The organism is Humibacter ginsengiterrae (assembly GCF_054780115.1).
The window spans coordinates 54,508-78,886 of sequence record NZ_BAAGWY010000015.1 but is presented as its reverse complement, the minus strand read 5'-3'; the positions used below and the strand labels follow the sequence as shown (position 1 = coordinate 78,886).

Below are 24,379 nucleotides of genomic sequence, written 5' to 3'. Positions count from 1 at the left end.
CGACCGTGCCCGCGACGCGGGTGGGTAGCATCACCTCATGCCCGTGCTCTCCGTAGCGTTCCCGCTGATCTTGGCCGCGGTGCTGATCGCGAGCGCGATTGGCAAGTTCCGGCATCCGGACGACATCAGCGGCTGGGCTGAGATCGGGGTTCCGCGTCCCCTGCGGCAGGAGTGGCTGCGCCGCCTTCACCCCTGGGGTGAGCTCGTGCTCGGCGTTGCCGTGGCCGTGCTCGGGAGCGTCCTCGGTGTGATTGCAGCGATCATCGCTGTGCTGCTCATGGGCGCCTATACCTGGCTCGTCGTTCGCACCGTGATGCGGACGGATGACGCCTCGTGCGCTTGCTTTGGGGCGCGCAAGCCGGTGACGCGTGTCACGGTGGTGCGGAACGTGTGGCTGACCGTTGTCGCGATCGTCGCTGCGGCCACGGTGTGGGCTACGCCGCTTTTCGGTGGGGCGCTCGTCGGAGGAGTGCTCGGCTGGCAATGGCTGATCGGCCTGGCGGCGGCCGCGGCGACGGCGGCGGTCATCCTCTGGCCGGAGGGCGCCGCTCCGAGCTCTGAGCGGACTGAGCCGCCGGTGGTCTCGGGCGCCGGCGACGACCTCGAGTACATCCGAACACGCACTCCTGCCGTGCCGGTCAGCACCGCCGACGGCACCGTACACAACCTGCGCTCACTCGCCGCACAGAAGCCGATCGTGCTGCTGGCCGTATCGCCGACGTGCGGGGCGTGCGAAGCGGTGATCGCGAAGGCCCCCGAATGGAGAAGGCTTCTTCCCGAGGTCGACGTACGGATGCTTCTGCGCACCGCGCCGGAGCAGGGCACGATGATGGAGCTCGATGAGCCGCAGTCGTTGCACGATCCAGAGGGCTACGTCAGCGGTTCGATCCAGGACTGGCCGACGCCCACCGCGGTGCTCCTCGGCATGGATGGGATGCTCGCCGGCGGCCCCGTCGTGGGCGTGGACGACATCTCCGAGTTCATCGGCGATGTCTACGAGAGCCTGCACGGCGAGCGACCGCCTGCGAGCTGAGCAGCGGGAGCTAATTCGGGCGCAGCGGCAGGGCTGCGAGCACCGTTTGCAGTTCGCTCCACGTGCGCGACCAGTCATGAGCCTCCGCGCGCCCTCTGGCCGACGCAGCGAGCCCGGCGGCGAGGCCGGCGTCGTCCAGGACCGAGCGAAGCGCTTTGACGAGATCGTCGGGGGAGTCGGGTTCGACCAGGATCCCAGCGTTGCCGAGAAGCTCAGGGATGCCGCCGATGCGGCTGGCGATCGTCGGACGGCCGGTGGCGAGCGCCTCGCCCACGGTCAGCGGGGCCGGGTCCGGCCAGCGCGACGGAACCACGAGTACGTCGGCCGACCGCAGCAGGTCGGGCAAGTCGGAACGTTCGACGAACTGCTCGAATCGCACGGCGCAGCGGCACTCGGCCGCGAGCGAACGCAACGAGCGCTCGTAGTCGGTGAGCGGGGCATCCGGCGCGAATCCCGGACGGCCGACGATGAGGATCTCGGCGTCGCTCTCGCCGAGCGCGGCCGCCGCGCGCAAAAGCACGTCCGGGCCCTTGTCGGGGATGACTCGCCCCACGAACATGACGCGGGGCGGATGGGACCGCGTCCGTGCCTCGCCAGGGCCGAACTGCTCCGTGTCGACTCCGTTGCCGACGACGTGCACGCGCTCGGACAGCGACTGAGTGAGCCGCTGCCTGGTGCGGTCCGCCAAGGATTCGCTCACGCAGATGATGGCCGTGGCCTGCATGAGCATCCGCTCCGTCTCGGACTTGGAGTATGTGCGCAGCAGGTCATTGTGGGCGTACAGCAACGTGGCGTGCGGTGAGTCGCGCAGCAGCCACGGCACGATCGGCGCGTTGTGCGCGAGAACGATCGACGGCGGCTGATCTCGCAGAGCAGCGGCGGCCGGAGCGAAATACCGGGCGACACCTGTGCGCGGCAGCCCCGCCCGGCCGCGGAGGGCATCCGTGTAGCGCTCGACCCTGCTCGGGCCGGCCGCGCCCACGTACTCGATGACGTCAGCGCTGTCGTACCGAGGACGGTACGTCGACTCGTCGAGCACGACGGCGTGACGTTCAGCGCCCAAGCGCTCGGCGGCCCTGGCCAAACCGTCTACGACTGTGGGGATAGCCGAGCCCGTGCGCGCCGAAAAGTGATCTCCAGGAGTGATCACATGGACGATGCGGCGCTGGGGCATGACGTCATGCTACGCAAAGCCCCAACCGGCGAGCAGCGTCTGAAATCGTCGCTCGATCGCGTGCTCGGCCATGGCGCGCCTGTGGCCCGCTGATGCGACTCGCCGCGCGAAGCCGGGCTCAATCCGGGCGCGCCGAACATGCGCGAGCAACTCGTCTTGGTCAGACCAAGAGAGCATCTCGCGATTCGGTTCGAAGAAGGCATACGTCCGGGGGTTGTCGGTGATGATGAGGCCACCTGCCCCAGCGATTTCGAACACGCGAGGGCTGACACCGGTGTCGGCGTTCCGGTGGCCATTGACGCAGATCCGTGCCATCGACGACATTCGCACCGACTCCGCCAGAGAGACATCACCGAACAGCCGAGCATTCGAGGACGGCTCGACCCACTGCCGCCACATTCGACCGACCAGATCAATGGGAATGGACGCACTCGTGAGCGCATCTGCTGCGAGTCGCCGACTCGGGTACGGCGCTCCAAGGATCAACGGTCGTTCAGACCATCGGCCGGCTACTTCGGGAACCGCAGCGAAGCCTTGTGGAACATAGTCGCAGGGGCGCGAAAGCGAGGCTGTCAGCGCGTCCGCCTCAGCCGGATTGAATGACGCAAGGAAGTCGAAAGAGCGAAGGTCGAGCGCGGATCGATGTGACATCCCGTGGTCATCGAGAAGCCAGAGGCCGCTCTGGATGCCGCGGGCAGACAGCTCGCCCAGGATTTCGTCGGTGGCTAGTTCGTCCGAGTTGACGAAGAGTGCCAGATCGAACGTGGTCTTCGATCGGCGCGACCACTGACGAAATCGGTGTTGCTCAGACCAGAAGTAGTCACGATTGGCGCCGAGCGCATTCGGAAGCTTCACCTGGGCGAACCGCCGCACCCGAGTTGCGAAGTCGTACTGCCGCAATCCCACGTACGTGGTGACGCGATGACCCAACGTTCGCAGAGCGCGTTCGTACGTTTCGGTGTACCCGCGATACCCGAGCCCGACCAGGAGGATCTTCATCATCGCGTCACATCCCTTCCCACTTCAGCTGCTGAGGCTTTCGCGCGAGGTGTCACGGCCGCGGCGCGAGACGCGCCTCCACCCGCACCGGGCCAAGGCGGTAGAGGGCGGCGCGGCGGCGGGCATCCTTTCCGCGCTGGCCGGGCAGCACCGCTGAGCGCAGCATCGCACCGAGCCAGACCGCGACGCGCGCCCGCTGCCATCCGGCGGCACCGAAGTGCTTCCGCAGGTACCGCTCCAATGACGCGTGGAAGTGCAGCTCACGCGCCGTCGAGTCCGTGCTCGTCGCCGCTCCCTCGTGCACGGCGCGGATGCGCGGCGCCGTTCCGTGCCGCCAGCCGAGCAGGTGCGCCCTATACGCCCAGTCTGTCTCCTCGGCGTAGAGGAAGAACCGCTCGTCGAAGCAGCCGACCTGGCGGAGGGCCTCCGTGCGCAGCATCAGCACGGACCCGATGACGTATGTGCCGCCGCGCTCGAAACGGCCGAGACCCACGGCCTCGAGCCACGCGTTCAGCGGAGACGGGAACGGCCACCGCACCCGGGCCTCGCGGCCGGCGGAGTCGGCCTGCAGTGGGGCGATGCTCGCCAGGGAGGGGTCGAGACGCAGCATGGTGTGCAGCCTCGACACATCGTCGGCGCTGATGCGGGCATCCGGGTTGAGCAACAGGAGATCGGCGCCCGGATCCAGGCGGTTCGCCAGTGCGATGTTGACCCCGGCGGCGAAGCCACCGTTGCGGCCGGCGTCGAGGTAGCGGATGCCCAGCTCCTGGCACAACGCCGCGATCTCGGGCAGTGACGAGTTGTCGACGACCGTGACCGGCAGGGCCGCCACCGGCTCCAGCGCCTCGCGGAGCAGCTCGGGCGCGCCGTATGCGACGACCGCGATCTCCAAGCCAGGCGAGGGAGGCGCAGGCGGATGGAGCACCGAACGGTACAGCTGGAGGTAGTCGCGGCCGACGGCATCCCATGAGCACTCCTGTGCACGGGCGAAGCCGCGTTCGCGCAGCTCCTCGCGGCGCTCGCCGGCAGCGGTGACCAGTGCGGTGGCGAGCGCGGCGGCGTCGCCGTGCGGTACCACGATGCCGGCGCCGGCCACGACGTCGGGTAGTGCGCCGGCGTCGCTGGAGACGACGGGCACGCCGGATGCCATGGCCTCGATCGCGACGCGTCCGAACTGCTCCGTCCAGCCGTCGCGCGGGATGGAGGGCACGGCGACCACGTCGACGGAGCGGTAGAACGCGACGACGGCGTCCGGGTCGACCGGGCCGACGAGGCGCACGCGCTCCGTCAGTCCCCGCGACGCGAGCTCGTGCGGGAGGGCCTCCGACAGCGGTCCGCCGCCTGCGATCCGCGCGTGCAGGCGATCGTCGCGAGCAAGGGCATCCAGCAGCACGAAGAGGCCCTTCTCCGGCACCAGTCTGCCGAGAAAACCGACCGTCACGGTGTCGTCGTGGGGCGACGGGATGCCGGAGGCAGCGATTCCGGGCGCGCCGGCGTTCTCGTCGTCCCTGTCGGGCGTGCGCGCGAACCGCTCGAGATCGATGCCGAGCGGGATCACCCTGGCACGACCCGGGAAGCCCTTCTGCTCGGCGATCCTGGCCGCCTCGAGGTTGCACGCCGAGATCGCGGCAGCGCGGCGCAGCGCACGGCGCTCCAGCCACCGGAACGGCGGGGGATAGCGCTTGTCGAGGTTCTGCGCCGTGTAGAGCACATACGGAGCGCGGCATCGGCTCAGTGCACGCAGGGCGAGCACCTCGGCGGTGGCGAGCGAGAACGGCTCCTCGTGGATGTCGACGATCTCCGGCGCCGAGCGCAGCGCCCGCCAGATCGGTCGCGGGTCGTACAGGAACAGGGCAGGATGCGCGCCCCAGGTTCGCACCCCCGTCACCTTCTCGTTCGGCCGCGCCCGCAACGACACCTCGACCCCACCCTCGACCCAGCTGCGCGCGCAGAGGGTCTGGACGTCGACTCCGTGTGCGGTCAGTGCGCGCTCCCGGCCCCGCCACTCGTCGACGACGGCGCTGTGCGAGATCTTGAGAACACGCACCAGACACCCCCGTAGACTCGTTGCGCATGACTCTATCGGTCGCCCGCGCGGCGATCGTGCGTCTCGGGGGGCAGGAGTGGAGCACGTGAACGACCATGTGAACGACATGCGTCGAGGGCCCCGCACGCTCTTTCTCGCCCACACCGACGTGGCCGGGGGCGCCGAGCTGGCGCTGGTGCGGATGCTGCTGGCCGATCGGGCATGGAACGCCGCGATCCTGCTCGCCTCGGGAGACCCGCGCGACGGTGTGTTCGCACCGTTGGTGGGCCGGGTCCCGATCCGCGTTCGCGGGGTGCGACAGCTCTCCGGCGCCGCGAGCGCGTCCACTCCTGTACAGGCCGGCAACGCCGTGCGGCTCCTGACGCAGGCGGCGGTCGTGCGCACGCATCCCGCGTTCCGGTCCGCCGACGTCGTCGTGGCGAACACGACCCGCTCGGCGGCGTACGGGGCGCTCGCCGCCCGCACCAGCCGGGTGCCGTTCGTGGTGCACATCCGCGATCTCGCCGAGTCCGAAGCGATCGGCTCCGCCGGAGCGAGCATCATGCAGCGCATCGTGCTGCCGCGCGCGGACGGGATCGTCGCCGACACGGCTCGCGCACTGGCATCCGCTCGCCCGTTCGCGCGCGACGACGCGGTGACGGCGGTCATCCCGAGCGCGTCGGGGCTGAAACCGGGTGCGCCGCGAGTGGCGTCGGAACGGCCGCTCACAGTCGGGATGCTGGCCCGCATCGACCCGTGGAAGGGGCAGGAGCTGCTGCTCGACGCCTTCGCCGTCGCATTCTCCGACGGGGATGCGGTGCTCGAGCTGGCGGGATCCGCGCCGTTCGGCCACGAGGACTTCGCGCTGCACCTTCGGGACAGGGCCGATGCGCTCGGGCTCGGCGAACGGGTGCGGCTGCTCGGTCACGTCGAGGACGTCGACGCGTTGCTGGCCCGGTGGGACATCGCCGTGCAGGCCTCGACGCGCGCAGAGCCGCTCGGGCAGAACGTGCTGCAGTATCTTGCAGCCGGATGCGCCACCGTGGTCGCCGACGAAGGCGGACCCACCGAGTGGGTCGAGCACGAGCGCAACGGGCTGCGGTTCGCGCCGCGCGACGTGCATGCGCTGACGGCCGCTCTGCAGCGGCTCGACGCCGAGCCGGCGCTGAGAGCAGCCCTCGGGGCCGCTGCCGCGGCGACGCCAGGGCTGCTCGACGACGCCGAGGTGGCGGCGATGCAGCGGGACTTTTACGCAGACGTAGTGGGGGAAGTGGCGAGACGGAGGGGTCGAAGCCGATGAGCCTGTTGGGGGAGGGCCGTCATCGTTCGGGCGACGACGGCCGGATCGGCAAGGAGAAGCGCGGAACGTTCACGGTGCTGACCGTGTGCACCGGGAACGTGCACAGGTCGGCGCTCGCCGCCGAGCTGCTGGCGACCTGGGCGAAGTGGTATCTGCCGCCGACGGTCGCAACGCACGTCGCGGTGACCAGTGCGGGAACCGGCGCGCCCGTCGGAGAGCCCATGGGCCAGGACCTGCAGAGCGTGGCGGCCCGCCTCGGAGCGCAGGGCGGGGATCACCGCGCCACCCAGCTGACCGACCAGCAGATCGCCGGTGCAGATCTCGTGCTGGTGGCATCCGAAGCCCATCGCGACGAGATCGTCAGCCGTGTGCCGCGAGCGATGCGGCGCACGTTCACCATGCTCGAGGCGGGCCGAATCGCTTCGCAGCTCGAGGTTCAGCCGCCGCGCTCGTTGAAAGACCTGAACGCCGTGGTCGGCGAGCTCGCAAGGCGAAGGGTGGGAGGCGGCGATCCGGGAGCCGACGACATCGTCGACCCGCAGGGCAAGGACATCACGGCCACCGACCTCATGGTGAGCCAGGAGGTGCCGGCCCTCGTGCAGATCGCGGTGGCACTCTGGGGGATGCCCGCCGCCGAGGCGACGGCGTACCTGGCGGCCGCGTCCGACCCGGCTTCGCTACGGCGGTGACGCGCACCGTTCGGCCCCAGTGGTTCGGGCTCAGTGGTACGGCCCCTGTGGTTCGGCCCCTGTGGTTCGGGCTCAGTGCAGTGCGATCGCCGTGCGGTAGACGGCGTCGGTGCCGGCGACCTGCGCCGTAAGGGTGAACTCGGCTCGCTGACGTCGCCGCCCGGCCGCCCCGAGAGCGTCGCGGCCCTCGTCGTCCGACGCGAGCGAGCGCAGGTTGCGGGCGGCGGCATCCGGGTCGTCCGGCGGGTACAGCGCGCGCGGATCGAGGCCCTCGAGAATCTCCGCGTGGCCGCCCGCGTCGGCCGCCACCACCGGAAGTCCCGCGGCCATCGCCTCGATGACGGTCAGCCCGAGGCCCTCGACCGTGCAGGGCGCAAGCAGCATGCCTGCGGTGCGGAAGCGGGCGGCCAGGTCGTCGCGGAACCCGAGGAAGACGGCGTCGACATCCAGCTCGCTCGCCAGTTGCTCCAGCGCCCCGCGTTCCGCTCCCTCACCCGCGATCTGCAGTCGCCAGCCGTGCTCGGCCAGTGCCGAGGCGGCGAAGGCGCGGATGCCTTGATCGGTGCGCTTCTCCGGCTGCAGCCGCTGGGCGATGAGCACGATGCGATCGCGGTCGGCCTGCGCGTCGTCTGGCACGTCGGGCACCCCGGAGTGCACGACGGTGCTCGGGCGACCCGTTGCCGCGGCGACAGCACGGCTGATCGCGATCTCGGCCTGGATGCGACGGCCAAGGAACGCGTCGATCGGCACGGGCCCGAGACGGCCGCGTGCGGCCGCGAAGTGGCGGGTGGACACCAACGGCGGAGCGTCGCGAAGGCGGGCGAGTGCGAAAGCGGCGGCGAGGTCCGCTGCGGTCATGTGGGAGTTGACGACGTCGGCGTCACGAGCCAGCGCGTACACGGCATCGGCGACATCCCTGGTGCGGTCCGGAGTCGCGGTGTGCGCGACGCCTGCGGCATGCAGGCTCGGGCGCATCCTCGCCGGATCCCCGCCGATCACCTGTACCGTGTGGCCGGCCTGAGCCTGCGCGACGGCGAGACGCAGCACGAAACGTTCAACGCCGGCGAAGCCGTCCGAACGAATGGCGTGCAGGATGTGTATCCCGGTCATCCGCGTGCCCTCGAGATCCGTCTCACATCGCCCCCGCCACATCTTAAGCAGACCTTGAGGGTCCGCTTGTGGTGCCTCGGTTGTGTCTTGAGCTTTCGCGGCCACAGTGGATATCGGCGAACCCGAAACGCCTCGTGACCGGGCGGGCGACCCGAACGCCCGCCCGGTCATGCAACACCCCGAGTATTCGCCCCCGAACACCGAGAGACTCCGCCGATGAGGAACCGCGTGTGAGCACCGACATCAGGTACGAGGAGCGGGAGCTCGTCGACGGGACGGTGCTCACCACTCTCGCCGACGAACTCCAGGGCCGCGACGACCTCGCGGTGCGTTTCGCCGCGGAGTTCATCGCAGACCTGCCTGTGCGATGCGCCAGGATGCATGCGGCCTGCGGCACCGGCGACCGCGAGGCGCTCCTCCGGGTCGCGCTGAGCATCCGGGCGAGCGCACACATGGTGGGCGCGGGGCTGCTGGCGGCGGATGCCCAGGCGTTGCGGCTCCTCGCCCTCAGAGCTCCGATGATGGAATGCGCGGCGCAGGCGAGCGTGGTGGAACGGTCGGCGAACGAGTCGGTCGTCGCGCTCATCCGCATCATCGCCGGATTCCGGCATTCGTGAGCGCGGACGTTCCCCGTTCGGTTCAGGTGGCGCCGGTTTAGCTGGGCGCGGCCGGCGTCGGTTCAGCTGGATGCCGACATGCGGTACCCGACGCCGCGCACCGTCTCGATCCACCGCGGCCGGCCGGGGCCATCGCCGAGCTTGCGGCGCAGGTTGGCCATGTGCACCTCGACGTTGCGGGCATCCGTCCCGCTGATGTAGCCGTAGCCGGCATCGTCGTAGCGCATCGCATCCGCCAGCGTCGACTTGGTGACGACACGGCCCTGCGCCTCCATCAGGCAGCGCAAGATCTCGAACTCGCTGCGCGTCAACACGACGTCTTCCTTGTCGCGGAGCACGACCCGCGTGGCCGGGCTCAGCTTCAGCCCGCGGTGCTCGAGCCACCCGTCCGAGTGCTCGGGCTCCGCCGGCTGGGGGATGTCGGCGACCGGTTCCTCCGAAGAGTGCTCACCGCGCGGGCGTCGCAGCATCGCCTCGATGCGCGCGCGGAGCTCACGTGGCCGGAAGGGCTTGCTGATGTAGTCGTCGGCGCCTGACTCGAGTCCGAGCAGAACGTCGATCTCGTCGTCGCGCACCGTGAGCATCACGATGTACGTCGAGGAGAACCGGCGGATGCGCTTGGCCGCCTCGAGCCCGTCGATTCCGGGAAGCGAGATGTCGAGCGTGGTGATCACCGGAGACCACTGACGCACGGCCTCGACACCGGCATCGCCGGTAGACGCGGTGCGCGTTTCGAACCCCATCTGCTCGAGCACAACCCCGATGAGGTCGCGGATGTCGGCATCGTCCTCGATGATCACCGCGATGTTCGGCATGGTTCCCCCGATCGATCCCCGCCAATGCCGTCGCCTGGCCCGGGCTCCCGGCGTGCGAACGACACGGTGACGAGATTAGCGTCTCGGCGATCCTTCGTCGCTCGCACGGCGCGACACGCCCGAGTTGCACGGAACGGTCGAATCTGGCAAACTTTTGGGGTTCAACATTTCGGTGCCGTGCGTCTGCGCGCGGTTCCCCGAATCACTGCCAGGCAGTGCATAGCCGCTTCGAGCCGGCTGATCCTCGCAAGGATCGAGCCCTCTGAGTTCAGGTTAGGCCGCGGGCAGAAGAACGAGCTTAATCGACACCCGAAGAGCCCATGGGCTATCCATGTGCTCTGCGAGGGCGACACGCCCGAGCGCGGGGGTCGGTGAGGGTGAGGGATGCCTGGAGCGCGAGCAACCGGCATCCGCGAAGCCTTTGACAGATAAACAGCGGCGGCACCACGTGGCGCCAGCGAAACGTGGCGGTGCGCAACGCACCGAACGCGACGCGTCCAATGCGGCTCTGACTGCCGTACGACGCCTGAACAGTAGAGAGAGAGTCAGATATGGCGGGACAGAAGATCCGCATCCGGCTTAAGTCGTATGACCACGAGGTCATCGACACCTCGGCGCGCAAGATCGTCGACACGGTGACCCGTGCCGGTGCTCAGGTCGTCGGGCCGGTGCCGCTCCCCACCGAGAAGAACGTGGTGTGCGTCATCCGTTCGCCCCACAAGTACAAGGACAGCCGCGAGCACTTCGAGATGCGCACGCACAAGCGGCTGATCGACATCATCGACCCGACGCCGAAGGCCGTCGACTCGCTCATGCGCCTCGACCTGCCGGCTGACGTCAACATCGAGATCAAGCTGTAGGGGTTCATCCATGTCTACTACTGAGACCAAGACCGTCAAGGGTCTGCTCGGCAAGAAGCTCGGCATGACCCAGGTGTGGGACGAGAACAACAAGCTCATCCCGGTGACCGTCATCGAGATCACGCCGAACGTGGTCACGCAGATCCGCACCCCCGAGGTCGACGGCTACAACGCCGTGCAGATCGCCACGGGCGCCATCGACCCGCGCAAGGTGAACAAGCCGGCCAGCGGCCACTTCGAGAAGGCGGGCGTCACCCCGCGTCGCCACCTCACCGAGGTGCGCACTGCGGATGCCGCCGACTACGCCGCGGGCCAGGAGCTCACCGTCGAGGGCACGTTCGAGGCCGGCCAGAAGGTCGACGTCGTCGGAACCTCGAAGGGTAAGGGCACCGCCGGTGTCATGAAGCGCCACAACTTCCAGGGCGTCTCCGCCTCGCACGGTTCGCACCGCAACCACCGCAAGCCCGGTTCGATCGGCGCGTCCTCGACCCCGAGCCGCGTGTTCAAGGGAATGCGCATGGCCGGTCGCATGGGTGCCGAGCGCGTGACCGTGCTCAACCTCACGGTGCACTCGGTCGACGCCGGCAAGGGCCTGCTGCTCGTCAAGGGCGCGGTTCCCGGCGCTCGCGGCCGCATCGTCTTCGTCCGCAACGCAGTGAAGGGAGCGTAGTCACATGGCTACCTCGATCGACGTTTTCGACGCCGCCGGCAAGAAGACCGGTTTCGTCGAGCTGCCCGCGGAGATCTTCGACGTTCAGGTCAACGTCCCCCTGATCCACCAGGTCGTCGTCGCGCAGCTCGCCGCTGCACGTCAGGGCACGCACAAGACCAAGAACCGTGGTGAGGTCTCCGGCGCAGGGCGCAAGCCGTTCAAGCAGAAGGGCACCGGCCGTGCCCGCCAGGGTTCCATCCGCGCCCCGCAGATGACCGGCGGTGGCATCGTGCACGGCCCGACGCCGCGCAGCTACGCGCAGCGCACCCCCAAGAAGATGATCGCCGCCGCGCTGCTGGGCTCGCTCAGCGACCGCGCCCGCGGTGAGCGCATCCACGTGGTGGAGTCACTCGTGGCCGGCGAGGCGCCTTCGACGAAGGCGGCCGTCTCGCTGCTGAACGGCGTCGCGAGCTCGAAGCACGTGCTGATCGTCACCGAGCGCGACGACTTCACCGGCGTGAAGAGCGTTCGCAACATCCCGACGGTGCACACGCTGCCGTTCGACCAGCTGAACGCCTACGACGTGCTCGTCTCCGACGACATCGTCTTCACCAAGGCTGCTTTCGACGCCTTCGTCGCCAGCAAGTCCGCGAAGAAGGAAGAGGTGAACGCGTAATGCCCGCCATCAACAAGGACCCGCGCGACGTCATCATCGCTCCGGTCGTGTCCGAGAAGAGCTACTCGCTCATCGACGAGGGCAAGTACACCTTCCTCGTCGACCCCCGCTCGAACAAGACCGAGATCAAGCTCGCGATCGAGAAGATCTTCAAGGTCGAGGTCGCATCCGTCAACACTCTCAACCGCCAGGGCAAGACGCGCCGCACCAAGTTCGGCATGGGCAAGCGCAAGGACACCAAGCGCGCCATCGTCACCCTCAAGTCCGGTTCCATCGACATCTTCACGGCTGTCGGCTAGGGAGCAAGGGAACAACTATGGCTATTCGCAAGTACAAGCCGACGACCCCCGGTCGCCGCGGCTCGTCCGTGGCCGACTTCGCCGAGATCACCCGGTCGACGCCCGAGAAGTCGCTGCTCAAGCCGCTGTCGAAGTCCGGCGGCCGCAACAACCAGGGCCGCATCACCACCCGCCACATCGGCGGTGGCCACAAGCGCCAGTACCGCGTCATCGACTTCCGTCGTAACGACAAGGACGGCGTCAACGCCAAGGTCGCGCACATCGAGTACGACCCGAACCGCACCGCGCGCATCGCGCTGCTGCACTTCGTGGACGGCACCAAGCGCTACATCATCGCTCCCGACAAGCTCAAGCAGGGCGACATCGTGGAGTCGGGCCCGAACGCCGACATCAAGCCGGGCAACAACCTGCCGCTGCGCAACATCCCGACCGGTACCGTCGTGCACGCCATCGAGCTGAAGCCCGGTGGAGGTGCGAAGATCGCCCGCTCGGCCGGTGCATCCGTTCGCCTCGTCGCCAAGGACGGCCCCTACGCCCAGCTGCGCATGCCCTCCGGTGAGATCCGGAACGTGGATGCCCGCTGCCGCGCCACGATCGGCGAGGTCGGCAACGCCGAGCAGTCGAACATCAACTGGGGCAAGGCCGGCCGCCTGCGCTGGAAGGGCGTTCGCCCGACGGTGCGCGGTGTCGCGATGAACCCGATCGACCACCCGCACGGTGGTGGTGAGGGCAAGACCTCCGGTGGCCGCCACCCGGTCAGCCCGTGGGGTCAGAAGGAAGGCCGCACGCGCCACCCGAACAAGGAAAGCGACAAGCTGATCGTCCGCCGCCGCACCGCTGGCAAGAAGCGCAAGTAGGAGTTAGAAGAAGATGCCTCGCAGTCTCAAGAAGGGCCCCTTCGTCGACGAGCACCTGCTTACCAAGGTGGTCCGCGCGAACGAGTCCGGCAGCAAGAACGTCATCAAGACGTGGTCGCGTCGCTCGATGATCGTGCCGGCCATGCTCGGCCACACGATCGCCGTGCACGACGGCCGCAAGCACATCCCGGTCTTCGTCACCGAGACGATGGTCGGCCACAAGCTCGGGGAGTTCGCCCCGACCCGCACCTTCCGGGGACACGTGAAGGACGACAAGAAGGGTCGTCGCCGCTGACGCGGTGACATAAGGAGGAGAAAGAAATGGTGGAGTCGATCGCACGTGTGCGACACATCCGCGTTACGCCTCAGAAGGCTCGTCGCGTCGTCAACCTGATCCGCGGCAAGCAGGCGCAGGAGGCCCTGGCCATCCTGAAGTTCGCCCCTCAGGGCGCGAGCGAGCCGGTCTACAAGCTCCTCGCATCCGCTATCGCGAATGCCCGGGTGAAGGCCGACGCCTCGAACCAGTACCTGGACGAGCGGGATCTCTACGTGAGCCGCGCCTTCGTCGACGAGGGCACCACGCTGAAGCGTTTCCAGCCCCGCGCACAGGGCCGCGCGTTCCGCATCAACAAGCGCACCAGCCACATCACCGTCGTGCTGGCCACACCTGACGAGGGGACGAAGTAATGGGTCAGAAGGTCAACCCCTACGGCTTCCGTCTGGGAATCACCACGGACCACGTGTCGCACTGGTTCTCGGACTCGACGAAGCCCGGTCAGCGTTACGCCGACTACATCGCAGAAGACGTCAAGATCCGCACGCTGCTGAAGACGCAGCTCGACCGGGCCGGCGTCTCGCGCATCGAGATCGAGCGCACCCGCGACCGCGTGCGGGTGGACATCCACACCGCACGCCCCGGCATCGTGATCGGTCGCCGTGGAGCCGAGGCCGAGCGCATCCGCGCCGACCTCGAGAAGCTCACCGGCAAGCAGATTCAGCTGAACATCCTCGAGGTGAAGAACCCCGAGACGGATGCCCAGCTCGTCGCCCAGGGCATCGCCGAGCAGCTGTCTGCTCGTGTGGCGTTCCGCCGTGCGATGCGCAAGGGTCTGCAGGGCGCGCAGCGCGCCGGTGCCAAGGGTGTTCGCATCCAGGTTTCCGGCCGCCTCGGCGGCGCCGAGATGAGCCGGTCGGAGTTCTACCGCGAGGGTCGTGTGCCGCTGCACACGCTGCGCGCGAACATCGACTACGGGTTCTACGAGGCCAAGACCACCTTCGGCCGCATCGGTGTGAAGGTCTGGATCTACAAGGGCGACATCACCAACAAGGAACTCGCGCGCGAGCAGGCTGCCGCCAAGTCCGGCCGCCCCGACCGCAGCGACCGCCCGCGCCGTGCGCCCCGCGCTCAGGCCGAGGCCCCCGCGGCAGAAGGAGCCAGTGCATAACCATGTTGATTCCCCGCAGAGTCAAGCACCGCAAGCAGCACCACCCGGGCCGTAGCGGCCAGGCGAGTGGTGGCACGAAGGTCACCTTCGGTGAGTTCGGCATCCAGGCCCTGACCCCCGCTTACGTGACGAACCGTCAGATCGAGTCCGCTCGTATCGCCATGACGCGTCACATCAAGCGTGGCGGCAAGGTGTGGATCAACATCTACCCGGACCGCCCGATCACGAAGAAGCCGGCAGAGACCCGAATGGGTTCCGGCAAGGGCTCGCCCGAGTGGTGGGTCGCCAATGTCAAGCCGGGCCGAGTGCTCTTCGAGGTCGCCGGCGTCAACGAGACGCTGGCTCGCGAGGCACTCACCCGTGCAATCCACAAGCTGCCCCTCAAGGCACGCATCATCAAGCGCGAGGAGGGCGACGCGTAATGGCGATCGGATCCAAGGAGCTCGCTCCCGCCGAGCTCGACACCTTCGACGACGAGAAGCTCGTCGATGAACTGAAGAAGGCCAAGGAAGAGCTGTTCAACCTGCGCTTCCAGTCGGCGACCGGCCAGCTCGAGAGCCACGGCCGCCTGCGCGCCGTCAAGCGCGACATCGCCCGCATCTACACGGTCATCCGCGAGCGCGAGCTCGGCATCCGTGCGACGCCGGCGCCGGTCGAGGCCCCCAAGGCCGCGAAGAAGAGCAGCAAGAAGGCTTCAAGCCCTGAGGCAGAGGCCGAGACGAAGGAGGAGGCGGAGTAATGGCAGCCACCAAGGCATCGGCCGACAAGGCCCAGGTGGACAAGGCGGAGACCGCCGGTCACGAGCACGCCGAGCACGACGTCAAGGAGGCGGGCGCCCGCGGCTACCGCAAGTCCCGCCGCGGCTACGTCGTCAGCGACAAGATGGACAAGACCATCGTCGTCGAGGTCGAGGACCGCGTGAAGCACCCGTTGTACGGCAAGGTCATCCGCCGCACCAACAAGGTGAAGGCGCACGACGAGAACAACACCGCCGGCATCGGCGACCTCGTCATCATCAACGAGACCCGTCCGATCAGCGCGACCAAGCGCTGGCGCCTGGTCGAGATCCTCGAGAAGGCCAAGTAGGCCCTCGGGCTTGCTTGTGACAAGGAGTTAGACAAGTGCTTCAGCAGGAATCACGCGTCAAGGTCGCCGACAACACGGGTGCCAAGGAATTGCTGACGATCCGCGTTCTCGGTGGCTCGAGCCGTCGGTACGCGGGTCTCGGCGACACCATCGTGGCGACCGTGAAGGATGCCATCCCCGGCGGCAACGTCAAGAAGGGCGATGTCGTCAAGGCGGTCATCGTGCGCACCAAGAAGAACACGCGCCGCGCAGACGGCTCGTACATCAAATTCGACGAGAACGCCGCGGTGATCTTGAACCCCAACGGCGAGCCGCGCGGCACCCGCATCTTCGGGCCGGTCGGTCGCGAGCTCCGTGACAAGAAGTTCATGAAGATCATCTCGCTGGCGCCGGAGGTGATCTGATCCATGGCGAACATCAAGAAGGGCGACCTGGTACAGGTCATCTCGGGCCCGAGCCAGGCACGCGGTGGAGACCGCGGCAAGCAGGGCAAGGTCATCGAGGTGCTGGTGGACCAGAACCGCGTCGTGGTCGAGGGCGTGAACTACGTCACCAAGCACGTCAAGGTCGGTCAGACTCAGCGCGGCTCCAAGACCGGTGGTCTTGAGACGCACGAGGCGCCGATCCACGTTTCGAACGTGGCGCTGGTCGACCCCGAGACGAAGAAGCCGACCCGAGTGGGCTTCCGCGAGGAGAAGGTGACGAAGGACGGCCGCACCAAGACCGTTCGCGTCCGCTACGCCAAGAAGTCAGGTAAGGACCTGTAATGACCGACACACTGGCTGCTGCGCCGGCTGGCAAGATCCAGCCGCGCCTGAAGCAGAAGTACAAGAACGAGATCGCGCCCCAGCTCAAGGAGCAGTTCGGCTACGGCAACGTTCACGAGATCCCCGGCCTGGTCAAGATCGTCGTGAACACCGGTGTCGGCGAGGCCGCCCGCGACGGCAAGATCATCGACGGTGCGGTCGCCGACCTCACCAAGATCACCGGCCAGAAGCCGCAGGTCACGAAGGCTCGCAAGTCGATCGCGCAGTTCAAGCTGCGCGAGGGGCAGCCGATCGGCGCGCACGTCACGCTGCGCGGCGACCGTGCCTGGGAGTTCCTCGACCGCCTGCTCGCTCTTGCGCTGCCGCGCATCCGCGACTTCCGCGGTCTGTCCGACCGTCAGTTCGACGGCCACGGCAACTACACGTTCGGCGTGCAGGAGCAGTCGATCTTCCACGAGATCAACCAGGACAAGATCGACCGCCCTCGTGGCTTCGACATCACGGTCGTCACCACTGCGAAGACGGATGACGAGGGTCGCGCGCTGCTGAAGGCGCTCGGCTTCCCGTTCAAGTCGAACGACTGATCCACCCCGGGGCCGGCAACCGGCCGGTCCCTCCATCTACGGTCCGTTCTCTTGTAAAGGGCCCGGATACCGGATGAACAAAGGAAACAACCCATGACCATGACAGATCCGGTCGCAGACATGCTGACCAGACTGCGCAACGCCAACTCGGCGTACCACGACAGCGTGTCGATGCCGAGCTCGAAGCTCAAGGCTCACATCGCCGAGATCCTCAAGAACGAGGGCTACATCTCCGACTGGAGCCTGGCCGACGCACGCGTGGGGCAGACCCTCACGCTGAGCCTCAAGTTCGGCCCGAACCGCGAGCGTTCGATCGCGGGCATCAAGCGCGTCTCCAAGCCGGGGCTGCGCGTGTACGCGAAGTCCACCGAGCTGCCCCGTGTGCTCGGCGGACTCGGCGTCGCCATCCTGTCCACCTCCTCCGGTCTTCTCACCGACCGCGAGGCCGAGAAGAAGGGCGTCGGCGGGGAAGTCCTCGCCTACGTGTGGTAGCGAGATGTCCCGAATCGGAAGACTCCCCATCGACATCCCGGCAGGCGTCGACGTCAAGATCGACGGCCAGGATGTGACCGTCAAGGGCCCCAAGGGCGAGCTCTCGCTCACCGTGGCCGAGCCCATCCAGGTGAAGCTCGAAGAGAAGCAGGTTCTCGTCACCCGTCCGGATGACGAGCGCAACTCGCGATCGCTGCACGGCCTCACCCGCACGCTGATCAACAACCAGATCATCGGCGTCACCCAGGGCTACTCCAAGGGCCTCGAGATCGTCGGCACGGGTTACCGCGTGGCGCAGAAGGGCTCGTCCATCGAGTTCGCGCTCGGGTTCTCCCACCCGGTCACGGTCGAGCCGCCTGCGGGCATCACGCTGACCGTCGAGGGCAACAACAAGGTCACCGTCGCCGGCATCGACAAGCAGGCTGTCGGCGAGACCGCCGCGAACATCCGCAAGATCAAGAAGCCGGAACCGTACAAGGGCAAGGGCATCCGCTACGCAGGCGAGGTCGTCCGTCGCAAGGCCGGAAAGGCTGGTAAGTAACCATGAGCGTCAAGAGCAAGTCAGCGGCACGCGACCGCCGGCACGCGCGCCTTCGCAAGAAGGTCGTGGGCACGGATGCGCGTCCGCGTCTGGTCGTGACCCGCTCCGCGCGGCACGTCTTCGTGCAGGTCGTCGACGACTCCAAGGGCCACACGCTCGCCTCCGCCTCGACTCTCGAGGCGGACCTGCGCGGGTTCGACGGTGACAAGACCGCCAAGGCACGCAAGGTCGGAGAGCTGGTCGCCGAGCGCGCGAAGCAGGCCGGCATCGAAGAGGTCGTGTTCGACCGCGGCGGCAACAAGTACGCGGGTCGAGTCGCGGCGATCGCCGAGGGCGCCCGGGAAGGTGGGCTGAACCTGTGAGTGACGTCCAGAACGACAACAAGAAGGAGCAGGACGTGGCCGCCGAGCAGACGACTGCCGAGAAGCCCGTGGAGACCGCGGCCGGTACCGACACCACCAGTCGCGACGCCCGTGATTCTCGCGACGGCCGCCGTGGCGGTCGTGACCGCAACCAGGGCCGCGACCGCGGCAGCCGGGACGCCGACAAGAGCCAGTTCCTCGAGCGCGTGGTGACGATCAACCGCGTCTCGAAGGTGGTCAAGGGTGGTCGCCGCTTCAGCTTCACCGCGCTGGTCGTGGTGGGCGACGGCAACGGCGTGGTCGGCGTCGGCTACGGCAAGGCGCGTGAGGTGCCGCTGGCGATCTCGAAGGGCGTCGAGGAGGCGAAGAAGAACTTCTTCCGCGTTCCGCGCGTCGGCAACACGATCCCGCACCCGGTGCAGGGCGAGGCCGCAGCCGGTGTCGTGCTCCTGCGTCCGGCCGCCGCCGGTACCGGTGTCATCGCCGGTGGTCCGGTGCGTGCCGTGCTGGAGTGCGCCGGCATCCACGACGTGCTGAGCAAGTCGCTCGGTTCGTCGAACACCATCAACATCGTGCACGCGACCGTGACGGCGCTGCAGCAGCTCGAGGAGCCTCGTGCCGTTGCCGCCCGCCGTGGGCTCGACTTCGACGAGGTCGCCCCGGCGCGTCTGCTGCGTGCTGAGGCAGAGGCGGCCGAGGCCGCCAGGACCGCTAAGGCTGGTGCATAATGGCGCGCCTGAAGGTGACCCAGATCAAGTCCAAAGTCAGTGAGAAGCAGAACCAGCGCGACACCCTGCGCAGCCTGGGTCTGAAGCGCATCGGTGACGTCGTGGTCCGCGAGGACACGCCGCAGAACCGCGGATACGTCACCACCGTCGCTCACCTGGTGAAGGTTGAGGAGATCGACTAATGGCCGAAAACAACGAAGCCACTGAGACCAAGGCCAAGGCTTCTACCAAGAAGCCCGCGGAGAAGACCTCCGACGCCAAGCCTGAGAAGACCTCCGCGGCCAAGCCTGCCAAGAAGGACGTGCCTGAGAAGCGCGAGCCCGTCCTCAAGGTGCACCACCTGCGTCCGGCGGCCGGCGCCAAGAAGGACCGCACCCGCGTCGGTCGCGGTGAGGGCTCGAAGGGCAAGACGGCCGGTCGCGGTACCAAGGGAACCAAGGCGCGCTACCAGGTGCGTCCCGGCTTCCAGGGTGGCCAGCTTCCGTTCCACATGCGTTCGCCGAAGCTGCGCGGGTTCAAGAACCCGTTCCGCGTCGAGTACCAGGTCGTGAACCTGGAGAAGCTCGCCGAGCTGTACCCGGCAGGCGGCGACGTCACCGTGAGCGACCTGGTCGCCAAGGGTGCCGTTCGCAAGAACGAGAAGGTGAAGGTTCTCGGAGGCGGCGAGATCTCGGTGAAGCTGAACGTCGAGGTCGACAAGGTCTCCGGCTCCGCCGAGCAGAAGATCGTCGCGGCCGGGGGCTCCGTCAAGTAGCCCGTGGCAGCATCCGGATGCCAGGCATCCGGATCGACCGAAGTAAAGTAGTCGGGTCGGGTGGCCCCCAAGGTCGCCCGGCCCGATTCCTTACCGGAAAGCAGGACCCACTTGTTCAACGCCATCGTGCGAATTCTCCGCACGCCTGATCTTCGCAAGAAGATCGGCTTCACCCTGGGGATCATCGCGTTGTTCCGTCTGGGCTCGTTCATCCCTGCGCCGTTCGTCGACTTCAGCAACGTCCAGGCGTGTCTGTCGGCGAACCAGGGCACGACGGGCCTGTATGAGCTGGTGAACCTGTTCAGCGGTGGTGCGCTTCTGAAGCTCTCCATCTTCGCGCTGGGGATCATGCCGTACATCACGGCGTCGATCATCGTGCAGTTGCTGCGTGTGGTCATCCCGCACTTCGAGGCCCTGTACAAGGAGGGGCAGGCCGGCCAGTCCAAGCTGACCCAGTACACCCGCTACCTCACCATCGCGCTGGGCGTTCTGCAGTCCACGACGCTCATCACGGTGGCGCGCAGCGGTGCCCTGTTCGGCTCCAACAGCACCTCGCAGTGCTCGCAGCTGGTGACGGATGACTCGTGGTACGCGGTGCTGCTCATGGTCGTCACGATGACCGCCGGCACGGGTCTCATCATGTGGATGGGCGAGCTGGTGACCGAGAAGGGCATCGGCAACGGCATGTCGCTGCTGATCTTCACGTCGATCGCCGCGCAGTTCCCCGCCTCGCTCTGGGCCGTCGAGCAGACTTCCGGCTTCGAGATCTTCCTGGTCGTGATCGTCATCGGGCTGTTCATCGTCGCGGCGGTGGTGTTCGTCGAGCAGTCGCAGCGGCGCATCCCCGTGCAGTACGCGAAGCGCATGGTCGGGCGTCGAACATACGGTGGCAACAACACGTACATCCCGATCAAGGTGAACATGGCGGGCGTGATCCCGGTCATCTTCGCCTCGAGCCTGTTGTACCTGCCCGCGCTGATCGCACAGTTCAATCAGCCGGCTCCCGGCAAGGCACCCGCGCCCTGGGTGAGCTGGATCACCGACTACCTGACCAAGGGCGATCATCCGCTGTACATGCTGCTGTACGCGCTCCTGATCATCGGCTTCACGTACTTCTACGTCGCGATCACGTTCAACCCGGAAGAAGTCGCCGACAACATGAAGAAGTACGGCGGCTTCATCCCCGGCATTCGGGCCGGCCGCCCCACCGCCGAGTACCTCGACTTCGTGCTGACGCGCATCACCCTGCCCGGGTCGATCTACCTGGCGATCGTCGCACTCATCCCGCTGGTGGCGTTCTCGCTGCTCGGCACCAGCCAGAACTTCATGTTCGGCGGCACCTCGATCCTGATCATCGTGGGCGTCGGACTCGAGACGGTCAAGCAGATCGACTCGCAACTGCAGCAGAGGCACTACGAAGGGTTGCTCCGTTGACCGTGTCGCTCCAAGAGTCCAACCGGGAACGGGGAGCACGGCTCCTCATCGTCGGCCCGCCCGGATCGGGCAAGGGTACGCAGGCGACCTTCATCGCCGATGCGTTCGGCATTCCGGCCATCTCCACCGGCGACATCTTCCGCTTCCACATCACGCACCAGACCGAGCTCGGGGTGCGGGTGAAGGCGATCGTGGATGCCGGCGACTACGTTCCCGACGACCTCACGAACGAGCTGGTCGCGCACCGGCTCGCCGAACCGGACGCCGCCAAGGGCTTCCTGCTCGACGGCTACCCGCGCACGCTGGAGCAGGTGCGGTACCTCGACGAGCTTCTGGCAGCCGACGGCAAGCTTGAGGCCGTCGTGCGCCTCACCGCGGACCGCGACGAGCTGGTCCGCCGCCTGACGCATCGTGCCCACGAGCAGGGACGTGCTGACGACACCGAAGAGGCGATCCGGCACCGGCAGGACGTCTACGCCCAGCAGACGGCACCGATCATCGACGTGTACCGCGACCGTGATCTGCTCGTCGAGGTGGACGGCATCGGAAGCGTCGACGAGGTCGCGGCGCGCATCCGCGAGGCGCTGGCCACCCGGGGCATCGGGGTGGTCGGCGACACCGCTGCCGCCTAGTCCCGCAGTGGTAGGCATCCGGCGGTCGATCTACAAGACGCCCGCACAACTCAGACTCATGCTCGAGCCCGGTTTGGCGACCGCGGACAGTCTGGACGCCGTTCGCAGCGCAGTGCGGCCCGGCGTCTCGACGCTCGAGCTGGACAGCCTCGCCGAGAGCGCCATCGTCGCACGCGGCGGGGCATCCAACTTCAAGCTCGAGCCCGGGTACCGGCACACGATCTGCGCCTCGGTGAACGACGAGGTGGTGCACGGCATCCCGGGGGAACGGATGCTGGCGCCCGGCGACATCCTCTCGGTCGACTCCGGGGCGATCCTGGGCGGCTGGAACGGCGACGCCGCGTTCACCGTCGTGCTGGACGATCCGGATCGGGCCGATCTCGTGGCGGAGCGGCGTGCGCTCAGCGAGGTGACCGAGCAGTCGCTGTGGCACGGCATCGCGGCGCTGTCGCGGGCATCCCACCTGAACGAGGTTGGGGACGCGATCGAGGAGTACATCCTCTCGCAGGGGGAGTACGGCATCCTCACCGACTACATCGGTCACGGCATCGGCCGCCGCATGCACGAGGCTCCGCCGGTGTTCAACTACAGCGTGCGGCAGAAGGGCCCTGAGGTGCGCCCAGGGCTCGTGGTGGCGATCGAGCCGATGGTGGTGAGCGGGGCGCCCGACACGTACGTGCGCGACGACGGCTGGACGGTCGCCACCGAAGACGGCGCATCGGCCGCGCACTGGGAGCACTCCGTGGCCGTGCACAAGGACGGCGTCTGGGTGCTCACCGCGCACGACGGTGGGGCAGCCGGCCTGAAGCCCTTCGGCATCACCCCGGTGCGGCCGGCGTGAGAACGGGAACAGGGCGAGCCGCGGCGTAGGCTCGAGCCATGCCCGTGTTCATGCTCGATGTGCTTCCCGCCGGTGAGCCGGCCTCCGAGTCGGCGCTGCGTCGGGTCGAGGCGGGCGTTCCCACGCTCGACGTTCGCGATCTGGGCCCTGCGCGCGGCGACGGCGTCTTCGAGACGATCGGCGTCGTCGGCGGGCATCCGCAGGCACTGGATGCGCACCTCAAGCGGCTCGCGCACTCCGCGGCCCTGCTCGACCTGCCGGAGCCGAACGAGGAGCAGTGGCGGCACGCGATCACCGAGGCGGCGGCATCCCTGCCCACCGATCGTCAGGGCGGGATCAAGATCGTGCTGACGCGCGGCATCGAGGGCAGCGGAAAGCCGACCGCCTGGATCGTCGCGTCACCGGCCGATGGCGACTTCGCCGAGCGGGAGACCGGCATCCGGGTCGTGACGCTCGATCGCGGATACACCAGCGACGTCGCTCAGCGTGCACCGTGGCTGCTGCCCGGCGCGAAGACGCTGTCGTACGCGGTGAACATGGCGGCGCTCCGTGAGGCACGAAGGCGGGGAGCCGACGATGTGATCTTCGTCACCTCCGACGGCTACGTCATGGAGGCGCCTACCTCGACGGTCATCCTGCGTTTCGGCGACCGCATCGCGACGCCGCGAACTGACATCGGCATCCTGCCGGGCACCAGCCAGCTCAGCGTGTTCGCGTTCGCGACCGACCGCGGTTTGAGCACCGAAGAGGCCCTCGTGCCGGCATCCGATCTGCTGCGGGCGGATGCGCTCTGGCTGGTCTCCAGCGTGCGGCTGGCCACCCCGATCACCCACGTCGACGAGGCCGAAGTGGCGGTCGATCCGGAGCTGACCCGCGCGATGAACGAGGCACTGCTCGCCCGGGAGGACTGAGCGCGACGCCGTTCGGACGGAAGGGCGGCGGGAATCATACGCCGCTCGCCCGCGTTGCACCAGAGGCCACGCGGCATCCGAGTGGCGAAGCAGCCTGCGATGGCCTAGGATAGATCTTTGGTGTCTTGCACCCGTTTTCGCGGTGTGCTCCCCGGGTCGTCCGCATGGTTCGACCGGGCACCATCCATCCACCGCACGACCGGCACCGATGTGCCTGAAGCGATAGTGAGGCTATGGCCAAAAAAGACGGCGTTATCGAGATCGAGGGATCTGTCATCGAGGCGCTGCCCAACGCGATGTTCCGCGTTGAGCTCACCAACGGACACAAGGTTCTCGCCCACATCTCGGGCAAGATGCGTCAGCACTACATCCGCATCCTCCCTGAGGACCGCGTGATCGTGGAGCTGAGCCCCTACGACCTCACCCGTGGCCGCATCGTCTACCGCTACAAGTAAATCGGCGTCGGAAAGTAACGGCCCACACCACGGACACGTGTGTCGTGGAGCACGACGACAGCGATAAGGAATCACTCATGAAGGTCAAGCCCTCCGTCAAGCCCGTCTGCGAGCACTGCCGCGTCATTCGCCGCAACGGCCGCGTGATGGTCATCTGCTCATCGAACCCGCGCCACAAGCAGCGGCAAGGCTAAAAGGTTTCCGGATGCCTGACATCCGGCACACAACTCAACATCGCGA

The 24,379-nt window shown here is 67.6% G+C and carries 35 protein-coding genes; 30 read left to right on the top strand and 5 right to left on the bottom strand.

Annotated elements, in window-relative coordinates:
• The first annotated feature begins 37 nt into the window (after positions 1-37).
• The gene (locus tag ACYVII_RS15970; RefSeq protein ID WP_460536868.1) at positions 38-1,033 is read left to right on the top strand and encodes a MauE/DoxX family redox-associated membrane protein; all 996 of its coding nucleotides are present in this window, start codon (positions 38-40) and stop codon (positions 1,031-1,033) included.
• A gap of 10 nt (positions 1,034-1,043) precedes the next feature.
• Here the strand turns inward: ACYVII_RS15970 and ACYVII_RS15965 are convergent, their stop codons facing one another.
• The 3 genes from ACYVII_RS15965 to ACYVII_RS15955 are packed head-to-tail and all read right to left on the bottom strand — an operon-like array spanning position 1,044 to position 5,253.
• Complete coding sequence (locus ACYVII_RS15965; RefSeq protein ID WP_460536866.1) at positions 1,044-2,207, bottom strand: glycosyltransferase family 4 protein; 1,164 nt, start codon at positions 2,205-2,207, stop codon at positions 1,044-1,046.
• Between the two features lie 9 nt (positions 2,208-2,216).
• The gene (locus ACYVII_RS15960; RefSeq protein WP_460536863.1) at positions 2,217-3,209 is read right to left on the bottom strand and encodes a CgeB family protein; all 993 of its coding nucleotides are present in this window, start codon (positions 3,207-3,209) and stop codon (positions 2,217-2,219) included.
• A 49-nt stretch (positions 3,210-3,258) separates the two neighbouring features.
• Entirely contained in the window at positions 3,259-5,253 is a 1,995-nt protein-coding gene (locus ACYVII_RS15955; RefSeq protein WP_460536861.1) for a glycosyltransferase, read from the bottom strand.
• A gap of 85 nt (positions 5,254-5,338) precedes the next feature.
• On the opposite strand from ACYVII_RS15955, the gene ACYVII_RS15950 reads away from it, so the two are divergent.
• Together ACYVII_RS15950 and ACYVII_RS15945 are read left to right on the top strand one after the other, a co-directional pair.
• Positions 5,339-6,532: a glycosyltransferase family protein gene (locus tag ACYVII_RS15950; RefSeq protein ID WP_460536859.1), complete on the top strand. Its 1,194-nt coding sequence runs from the start codon at positions 5,339-5,341 to the stop codon at positions 6,530-6,532.
• Positions 6,529-7,221, top strand: a complete 693-nt coding sequence (locus tag ACYVII_RS15945) for a low molecular weight phosphatase family protein (RefSeq protein WP_460536857.1) — start codon at positions 6,529-6,531, stop codon at positions 7,219-7,221. The genes ACYVII_RS15950 and ACYVII_RS15945 overlap by 4 nt, the downstream gene beginning before the upstream one ends.
• Before the next feature lie 72 nt (positions 7,222-7,293).
• Here the strand turns inward: ACYVII_RS15945 and ACYVII_RS15940 are convergent, their stop codons facing one another.
• Positions 7,294-8,331 carry a glycosyltransferase family 4 protein gene (locus ACYVII_RS15940; protein WP_460536855.1) on the bottom strand — a complete coding sequence of 346 codons (1,038 nt, stop codon included), beginning with the start codon at positions 8,329-8,331 and terminating at the stop codon, positions 7,294-7,296.
• 230 nt (positions 8,332-8,561) lie between these two features.
• Here ACYVII_RS15940 and ACYVII_RS15935 point away from each other — a divergent pair, with 230 nt between their 5' ends.
• Positions 8,562-8,948 (top strand): hypothetical protein, encoded by a 387-nt coding sequence (locus tag ACYVII_RS15935; protein ID WP_460536852.1) that lies wholly within the window; start codon positions 8,562-8,564, stop codon positions 8,946-8,948.
• A gap of 62 nt (positions 8,949-9,010) precedes the next feature.
• Here the strand turns inward: ACYVII_RS15935 and ACYVII_RS15930 are convergent, their stop codons facing one another.
• Positions 9,011-9,763, bottom strand: coding sequence for a response regulator transcription factor (locus ACYVII_RS15930; protein WP_460536850.1), 753 nt, complete (start codon positions 9,761-9,763; stop codon positions 9,011-9,013).
• A gap of 551 nt (positions 9,764-10,314) precedes the next feature.
• Between ACYVII_RS15930 and rpsJ the strand changes: the two genes are divergently transcribed.
• The 26 genes from rpsJ to rpmJ all read left to right on the top strand — a co-directional run bounded on the left by rpsJ (position 10,315) and on the right by rpmJ (position 24,333).
• Positions 10,315-10,623 carry a 30S ribosomal protein S10 gene (rpsJ, locus tag ACYVII_RS15925; protein ID WP_022900935.1) on the top strand — a complete coding sequence of 103 codons (309 nt, stop codon included), beginning with the start codon at positions 10,315-10,317 and terminating at the stop codon, positions 10,621-10,623.
• A gap of 10 nt (positions 10,624-10,633) precedes the next feature.
• A complete protein-coding gene (gene rplC / locus ACYVII_RS15920) occupies positions 10,634-11,293 on the top strand; it encodes a large ribosomal subunit protein uL3 (RefSeq protein ID WP_460536847.1) in 660 nt (219 codons plus the stop codon).
• 4 nt (positions 11,294-11,297) lie between these two features.
• Complete coding sequence (rplD, locus tag ACYVII_RS15915; protein WP_460536845.1) at positions 11,298-11,951, top strand: 50S ribosomal protein L4; 654 nt, start codon at positions 11,298-11,300, stop codon at positions 11,949-11,951.
• The gene (gene rplW, locus ACYVII_RS15910) at positions 11,951-12,250 is read left to right on the top strand and encodes an uL23 family ribosomal protein (protein WP_460520086.1); all 300 of its coding nucleotides are present in this window, start codon (positions 11,951-11,953) and stop codon (positions 12,248-12,250) included. Before rplD ends, rplW begins: the two co-directional genes overlap by 1 nt.
• Positions 12,251-12,267: 17 nt before the next feature.
• Positions 12,268-13,107: a large ribosomal subunit protein uL2 gene (gene rplB, locus ACYVII_RS15905; RefSeq protein ID WP_460536843.1), complete on the top strand. Its 840-nt coding sequence runs from the start codon at positions 12,268-12,270 to the stop codon at positions 13,105-13,107.
• A gap of 13 nt (positions 13,108-13,120) precedes the next feature.
• Positions 13,121-13,402 carry a 30S ribosomal protein S19 gene (gene rpsS / locus ACYVII_RS15900; RefSeq protein ID WP_022900930.1) on the top strand — a complete coding sequence of 94 codons (282 nt, stop codon included), beginning with the start codon at positions 13,121-13,123 and terminating at the stop codon, positions 13,400-13,402.
• A gap of 26 nt (positions 13,403-13,428) precedes the next feature.
• Positions 13,429-13,794 (top strand): large ribosomal subunit protein uL22, encoded by a 366-nt coding sequence (gene rplV, locus ACYVII_RS15895; protein ID WP_460536841.1) that lies wholly within the window; start codon positions 13,429-13,431, stop codon positions 13,792-13,794.
• Positions 13,794-14,552 (top strand): small ribosomal subunit protein uS3, encoded by a 759-nt coding sequence (rpsC, locus tag ACYVII_RS15890; protein ID WP_460536839.1) that lies wholly within the window; start codon positions 13,794-13,796, stop codon positions 14,550-14,552. The genes rplV and rpsC overlap by 1 nt, the downstream gene beginning before the upstream one ends.
• A 2-nt stretch (positions 14,553-14,554) precedes the next feature.
• Positions 14,555-14,974: a large ribosomal subunit protein uL16 gene (gene rplP, locus ACYVII_RS15885; RefSeq protein WP_460536837.1), complete on the top strand. Its 420-nt coding sequence runs from the start codon at positions 14,555-14,557 to the stop codon at positions 14,972-14,974.
• A complete protein-coding gene (rpmC, locus tag ACYVII_RS15880) occupies positions 14,974-15,291 on the top strand; it encodes a large ribosomal subunit protein uL29 (protein ID WP_460536835.1) in 318 nt (105 codons plus the stop codon). The genes rplP and rpmC overlap by 1 nt, the downstream gene beginning before the upstream one ends.
• The gene (gene rpsQ, locus ACYVII_RS15875; RefSeq protein ID WP_460536833.1) at positions 15,291-15,638 is read left to right on the top strand and encodes a small ribosomal subunit protein uS17; all 348 of its coding nucleotides are present in this window, start codon (positions 15,291-15,293) and stop codon (positions 15,636-15,638) included. Before rpmC ends, rpsQ begins: the two co-directional genes overlap by 1 nt.
• Positions 15,639-15,673: 35 nt before the next feature.
• A complete protein-coding gene (rplN, locus tag ACYVII_RS15870) occupies positions 15,674-16,042 on the top strand; it encodes a large ribosomal subunit protein uL14 (protein ID WP_460520105.1) in 369 nt (122 codons plus the stop codon).
• A gap of 3 nt (positions 16,043-16,045) precedes the next feature.
• Positions 16,046-16,405 carry a 50S ribosomal protein L24 gene (gene rplX / locus ACYVII_RS15865; RefSeq protein WP_460536831.1) on the top strand — a complete coding sequence of 120 codons (360 nt, stop codon included), beginning with the start codon at positions 16,046-16,048 and terminating at the stop codon, positions 16,403-16,405.
• The gene (gene rplE, locus ACYVII_RS15860) at positions 16,405-16,989 is read left to right on the top strand and encodes a large ribosomal subunit protein uL5 (RefSeq protein ID WP_460536829.1); all 585 of its coding nucleotides are present in this window, start codon (positions 16,405-16,407) and stop codon (positions 16,987-16,989) included. The genes rplX and rplE overlap by 1 nt, the downstream gene beginning before the upstream one ends.
• A gap of 93 nt (positions 16,990-17,082) precedes the next feature.
• Entirely contained in the window at positions 17,083-17,481 is a 399-nt protein-coding gene (rpsH, locus tag ACYVII_RS15855; RefSeq protein WP_460536827.1) for a 30S ribosomal protein S8, read from the top strand.
• Positions 17,482-17,485: 4 nt separating this feature from the next.
• Complete coding sequence (rplF, locus tag ACYVII_RS15850; protein ID WP_460536825.1) at positions 17,486-18,022, top strand: 50S ribosomal protein L6; 537 nt, start codon at positions 17,486-17,488, stop codon at positions 18,020-18,022.
• 2 nt (positions 18,023-18,024) lie between these two features.
• Complete coding sequence (gene rplR / locus ACYVII_RS15845) at positions 18,025-18,384, top strand: 50S ribosomal protein L18 (protein ID WP_460536823.1); 360 nt, start codon at positions 18,025-18,027, stop codon at positions 18,382-18,384.
• Between the two features lie 35 nt (positions 18,385-18,419).
• On the top strand, positions 18,420-19,112 hold the full coding sequence (gene rpsE, locus ACYVII_RS15840) for a 30S ribosomal protein S5 (RefSeq protein ID WP_460536932.1): 693 nt from the start codon (positions 18,420-18,422) through the stop codon (positions 19,110-19,112).
• A complete protein-coding gene (gene rpmD, locus ACYVII_RS15835) occupies positions 19,112-19,294 on the top strand; it encodes an uL30 family ribosomal protein (protein WP_460536821.1) in 183 nt (60 codons plus the stop codon). Before rpsE ends, rpmD begins: the two co-directional genes overlap by 1 nt.
• Positions 19,294-19,866, top strand: a complete 573-nt coding sequence (rplO, locus tag ACYVII_RS15830; protein WP_460536819.1) for a large ribosomal subunit protein uL15 — start codon at positions 19,294-19,296, stop codon at positions 19,864-19,866. The genes rpmD and rplO overlap by 1 nt, the downstream gene beginning before the upstream one ends.
• Positions 19,867-19,977: 111 nt before the next feature.
• The gene (gene secY / locus ACYVII_RS15825; protein ID WP_460536817.1) at positions 19,978-21,300 is read left to right on the top strand and encodes a preprotein translocase subunit SecY; all 1,323 of its coding nucleotides are present in this window, start codon (positions 19,978-19,980) and stop codon (positions 21,298-21,300) included.
• Positions 21,301-21,302: 2 nt separating this feature from the next.
• A complete protein-coding gene (locus ACYVII_RS15820; protein ID WP_460536930.1) occupies positions 21,303-21,932 on the top strand; it encodes an adenylate kinase family protein in 630 nt (209 codons plus the stop codon).
• 58 nt (positions 21,933-21,990) lie between these two features.
• On the top strand, positions 21,991-22,773 hold the full coding sequence (map, locus tag ACYVII_RS15815; RefSeq protein ID WP_460536815.1) for a type I methionyl aminopeptidase: 783 nt from the start codon (positions 21,991-21,993) through the stop codon (positions 22,771-22,773).
• Between the two features lie 38 nt (positions 22,774-22,811).
• Entirely contained in the window at positions 22,812-23,684 is an 873-nt protein-coding gene (locus tag ACYVII_RS15810) for an aminodeoxychorismate lyase (protein WP_460536813.1), read from the top strand.
• A gap of 233 nt (positions 23,685-23,917) precedes the next feature.
• Positions 23,918-24,139, top strand: coding sequence for a translation initiation factor IF-1 (gene infA, locus ACYVII_RS15805; RefSeq protein ID WP_011186713.1), 222 nt, complete (start codon positions 23,918-23,920; stop codon positions 24,137-24,139).
• A 77-nt stretch (positions 24,140-24,216) separates the two neighbouring features.
• Positions 24,217-24,333, top strand: coding sequence for a 50S ribosomal protein L36 (rpmJ, locus tag ACYVII_RS15800; RefSeq protein ID WP_460536811.1), 117 nt, complete (start codon positions 24,217-24,219; stop codon positions 24,331-24,333).
• The last annotated feature ends 46 nt before the right edge of the window (positions 24,334-24,379 follow it).

Coding starts and splice junctions, on each gene's coding strand:
- rplC (WP_460536847.1), top strand. CDS start 10,634: ATGTCTACTACTGAGACCAAGACCGTCAAGGGTCTGCTCGGCAAGAAG.
- rplO (WP_460536819.1), top strand. CDS start 19,294: ATGGCCGAAAACAACGAAGCCACTGAGACCAAGGCCAAGGCTTCTACC.
- rpsH (WP_460536827.1), top strand. CDS start 17,083: ATGACCATGACAGATCCGGTCGCAGACATGCTGACCAGACTGCGCAAC.
- rplB (WP_460536843.1), top strand. CDS start 12,268: ATGGCTATTCGCAAGTACAAGCCGACGACCCCCGGTCGCCGCGGCTCG.
- rplF (WP_460536825.1), top strand. CDS start 17,486: ATGTCCCGAATCGGAAGACTCCCCATCGACATCCCGGCAGGCGTCGAC.
- rpmD (WP_460536821.1), top strand. CDS start 19,112: ATGGCGCGCCTGAAGGTGACCCAGATCAAGTCCAAAGTCAGTGAGAAG.
- rplX (WP_460536831.1), top strand. CDS start 16,046: ATGGCGAACATCAAGAAGGGCGACCTGGTACAGGTCATCTCGGGCCCG.
- rpsJ (WP_022900935.1), top strand. CDS start 10,315: ATGGCGGGACAGAAGATCCGCATCCGGCTTAAGTCGTATGACCACGAG.
- rplV (WP_460536841.1), top strand. CDS start 13,429: ATGGTGGAGTCGATCGCACGTGTGCGACACATCCGCGTTACGCCTCAG.
- ACYVII_RS15930 (WP_460536850.1), bottom strand. CDS start 9,763: ATGCCGAACATCGCGGTGATCATCGAGGACGATGCCGACATCCGCGAC.
- ACYVII_RS15960 (WP_460536863.1), bottom strand. CDS start 3,209: ATGATGAAGATCCTCCTGGTCGGGCTCGGGTATCGCGGGTACACCGAA.
- map (WP_460536815.1), top strand. CDS start 21,991: ATGCTCGAGCCCGGTTTGGCGACCGCGGACAGTCTGGACGCCGTTCGC.
- rplR (WP_460536823.1), top strand. CDS start 18,025: ATGAGCGTCAAGAGCAAGTCAGCGGCACGCGACCGCCGGCACGCGCGC.
- rplE (WP_460536829.1), top strand. CDS start 16,405: ATGACCGACACACTGGCTGCTGCGCCGGCTGGCAAGATCCAGCCGCGC.
- rplD (WP_460536845.1), top strand. CDS start 11,298: ATGGCTACCTCGATCGACGTTTTCGACGCCGCCGGCAAGAAGACCGGT.
- rplW (WP_460520086.1), top strand. CDS start 11,951: ATGCCCGCCATCAACAAGGACCCGCGCGACGTCATCATCGCTCCGGTC.
- rplP (WP_460536837.1), top strand. CDS start 14,555: ATGTTGATTCCCCGCAGAGTCAAGCACCGCAAGCAGCACCACCCGGGC.
- ACYVII_RS15940 (WP_460536855.1), bottom strand. CDS start 8,331: ATGACCGGGATACACATCCTGCACGCCATTCGTTCGGACGGCTTCGCC.
- ACYVII_RS15970 (WP_460536868.1), top strand. CDS start 38: ATGCCCGTGCTCTCCGTAGCGTTCCCGCTGATCTTGGCCGCGGTGCTG.
- rpsQ (WP_460536833.1), top strand. CDS start 15,291: ATGGCAGCCACCAAGGCATCGGCCGACAAGGCCCAGGTGGACAAGGCG.
- rpmC (WP_460536835.1), top strand. CDS start 14,974: ATGGCGATCGGATCCAAGGAGCTCGCTCCCGCCGAGCTCGACACCTTC.
- ACYVII_RS15945 (WP_460536857.1), top strand. CDS start 6,529: ATGAGCCTGTTGGGGGAGGGCCGTCATCGTTCGGGCGACGACGGCCGG.
- rpsC (WP_460536839.1), top strand. CDS start 13,794: ATGGGTCAGAAGGTCAACCCCTACGGCTTCCGTCTGGGAATCACCACG.
- rpmJ (WP_460536811.1), top strand. CDS start 24,217: ATGAAGGTCAAGCCCTCCGTCAAGCCCGTCTGCGAGCACTGCCGCGTC.
- infA (WP_011186713.1), top strand. CDS start 23,918: ATGGCCAAAAAAGACGGCGTTATCGAGATCGAGGGATCTGTCATCGAG.
- ACYVII_RS15965 (WP_460536866.1), bottom strand. CDS start 2,207: ATGCCCCAGCGCCGCATCGTCCATGTGATCACTCCTGGAGATCACTTT.
- ACYVII_RS15810 (WP_460536813.1), top strand. CDS start 22,812: ATGCCCGTGTTCATGCTCGATGTGCTTCCCGCCGGTGAGCCGGCCTCC.
- rpsS (WP_022900930.1), top strand. CDS start 13,121: ATGCCTCGCAGTCTCAAGAAGGGCCCCTTCGTCGACGAGCACCTGCTT.